This is a genomic window from Xenorhabdus beddingii, from assembly GCF_002127545.1.
GTDB lineage: Bacteria > Pseudomonadota > Gammaproteobacteria > Enterobacterales > Enterobacteriaceae > Xenorhabdus > Xenorhabdus beddingii.
The window spans coordinates 1-2,002 of record NZ_MUBK01000088.1; the positions used below are offsets into that span (position 1 = coordinate 1).

Annotated in this window: 5 protein-coding genes; 4 read left to right on the top strand and 1 reads right to left on the bottom strand. The window is 42.2% G+C overall.

What is annotated here, in order from left to right; translation table 11 throughout:
- Positions 1 to 215: 215 nt before the first annotated feature.
- On the bottom strand, positions 216 to 389 hold the full coding sequence (locus Xbed_RS18460; RefSeq protein WP_244182561.1) for a KTSC domain-containing protein: 174 nt from the start codon (positions 387 to 389) through the stop codon (positions 216 to 218).
- A gap of 17 nt (positions 390 to 406) precedes the next feature.
- Between Xbed_RS18460 and Xbed_RS19860 the strand changes: the two genes are divergently transcribed.
- The 4 genes from Xbed_RS19860 (at position 407) to Xbed_RS18475 (ending at position 1,952) form a co-directional block, all read left to right on the top strand.
- Positions 407 to 574, top strand: a complete 168-nt coding sequence (locus Xbed_RS19860; RefSeq protein WP_167371953.1) for a hypothetical protein — start codon at positions 407 to 409, stop codon at positions 572 to 574.
- A 210-nt stretch (positions 575 to 784) separates the two neighbouring features.
- On the top strand, positions 785 to 1,387 hold the full coding sequence (locus tag Xbed_RS20395; protein ID WP_086114281.1) for a dehydroquinate synthase/iron-containing alcohol dehydrogenase family protein: 603 nt from the start codon (positions 785 to 787) through the stop codon (positions 1,385 to 1,387).
- Positions 1,384 to 1,605 carry a hypothetical protein gene (locus Xbed_RS18470; protein ID WP_086114282.1) on the top strand — a complete coding sequence of 74 codons (222 nt, stop codon included), beginning with the start codon at positions 1,384 to 1,386 and terminating at the stop codon, positions 1,603 to 1,605. The genes Xbed_RS20395 and Xbed_RS18470 overlap by 4 nt, the downstream gene beginning before the upstream one ends.
- Positions 1,605 to 1,952 carry a hypothetical protein gene (locus tag Xbed_RS18475; protein ID WP_139837542.1) on the top strand — a complete coding sequence of 116 codons (348 nt, stop codon included), beginning with the start codon at positions 1,605 to 1,607 and terminating at the stop codon, positions 1,950 to 1,952. Before Xbed_RS18470 ends, Xbed_RS18475 begins: the two co-directional genes overlap by 1 nt.
- Positions 1,953 to 2,002 lie beyond the last annotated feature (50 nt).

A 2,002-nucleotide genomic window follows, 5' to 3' on the forward strand; every position in this document is an offset into this window, starting at 1 on the left:
GCAAACGGGAAATCATCAAATTGATATGCGTTGGTTAAACGAAGGCCGCACTGATTTGCAAAAGGGAATTATGTGCTGGGTTCGTGCGGTGGCTCAACCAACGACATTCTGACATAGCCTTGTCTGCAACTTCAGAGCAAATGATTCTGGGGTTGCAGGAATATGTTAGGACACAGTGTCGGTAAAAAGCGAGGCAATTAACCTCGCTGAATTATTTATATTATCCTTTTATATTGATAAGTAGTCCTGATGTACTGATGAAAATATTTTCCTTTGGATGGAGCATTCATCAATCCCTGATGCGTGCCAGAAGGAACACCATAGTATTGATATACGCCACCGCCATGGAAGCCGATTTCCAATGTCAGTGTGGATGGCTCATAACCCACAGAAAGAAGGCTTGAAGATGAAACAGGAACTCGATTCAATTTCTAAATCTCCTATATATGGGAAAAGTCCCGAAGAGATACTGGAGCATTTTAAGAAATATAACTTTGTTGACGATCACGGGCATCGGATTGAAATGTGCCAAGATTTTATAGATTTGATCAATATCACAACAAATAAAGCGTAATTACTCGGCAAGTTTAAGTAACTGCTAACCCCTGCCACCCGTTAACACTGGTGGCTTTTTTGTTTCTGCATTTCACCGCGCACTCACCGCGCACATCAATAAAAACGCAGAACCTTACAGAAAGTCGAACCTGAGAAATCCGCTAATGGGTATTTCTGCGGGCGGCTTTTCTGTGTGAGCAGGTTCGATTTTCTATAAGGAAAATACCCTATGAAATTGGTAAAAACCAAAAAATCAAACCTTCCCGTAACGGAAGCGCCAACCATGACCAGCTTGGAAATGGTGGATTACATCAATGCTGATAGGAAGGCGAAAGCCGAAGCAGAAGGGTTAACATTCCCCTGTAAGAAATACAAAAAATTGCGCCATTCTGATTTTACTAAGAAAGTACCCAAAGTGCTGGGAGAGGGGTATGCGAAAAATTTCTCACACCCCATAAAGAACCAACAGAACGGCGAGATTTACCCCGGATACAAATTCCCCAAGCGTGAAGCCTGTTTGATGGCGATGAGCTACAGCTACGAGTTACAGGCTCAAGTGTTCGATCACATGACGGAACTGGAAGGCAGTAAGGATATCAACCTGATGGACTTATCAGGATTGACTGACCTCACTATCAGACAGATGCAAGATAGAGTGGCTCAGGCTGAAAAATTCTCTTTTGCTGAACACGGACAGAAAGGCAGTAACCTGATGACTCTTCGCAAGAAAGAGAAAAAAGCCATCAAGAAAGCTGAACAATTGGTCAAAGATCTCATTCAGTTCAAGCTGTGTGACCTCGGTGACTTCCCAGATGGAGAAGAACCCGCATGAACCACGAACAATTTATAGAGAAGAACGTACAGGCCGAGTTAACCAAGCTCGGCTTTTCTTCATCTATAGCAGCAATGGCAAGTGACAGGGCGAAAGAACACTACCGCCGTTCATCGGCAGTAAGCAGAAAAGGCAAGCTGTTTGATGATTGCCTGAGTATTGCTAAGGCGTGGGCGAGTAAATATTCGGTAGAGAAACCAAAAGGCAAGAGAATCTAGTGATGAAATATATATATGCAATCATTCTGGACGCAATGATCGCGTCCTTTTTATTTATTGGTATCACTCAACATATAGAGGGATTTGTGAATGTTGGTTACTTCGCTGGCTGGTTTTTTGGTGCGATCAAGTTCTTAGGGTTTTTGTTTTGTAGGGATTCATTGGTTAAAGATTACAAACACATTCCTGCCTCTTTTCGGTGTTACGACATACTTACTGATACTGCATTCGTCATTTTTGTTGTGTATCAAGGCTGGTTTGTTTTGGGTTCTATTTACGCAATAGGGGCAATAGCCAAAGCTCAGTTTCAGAGTGAACAAGAAAAGCGTTTAAAAGAGCAAAAATAACTATTTCACAAAATTCTGCAAAGCATCCAAAAAACGGGTGCTTGATAGAG

Excerpts from the sequence above, each read along its gene's own strand:
- Xbed_RS19860 (WP_167371953.1), top strand. The coding sequence starts at position 407 with ATGAAACAGGAACTCGATTCAATTTCTAAATCTCCTATATATGGGAAA.
- Xbed_RS20395 (WP_086114281.1), top strand. The coding sequence starts at position 785 with ATGAAATTGGTAAAAACCAAAAAATCAAACCTTCCCGTAACGGAAGCG.
- Xbed_RS18470 (WP_086114282.1), top strand. The coding sequence starts at position 1,384 with ATGAACCACGAACAATTTATAGAGAAGAACGTACAGGCCGAGTTAACC.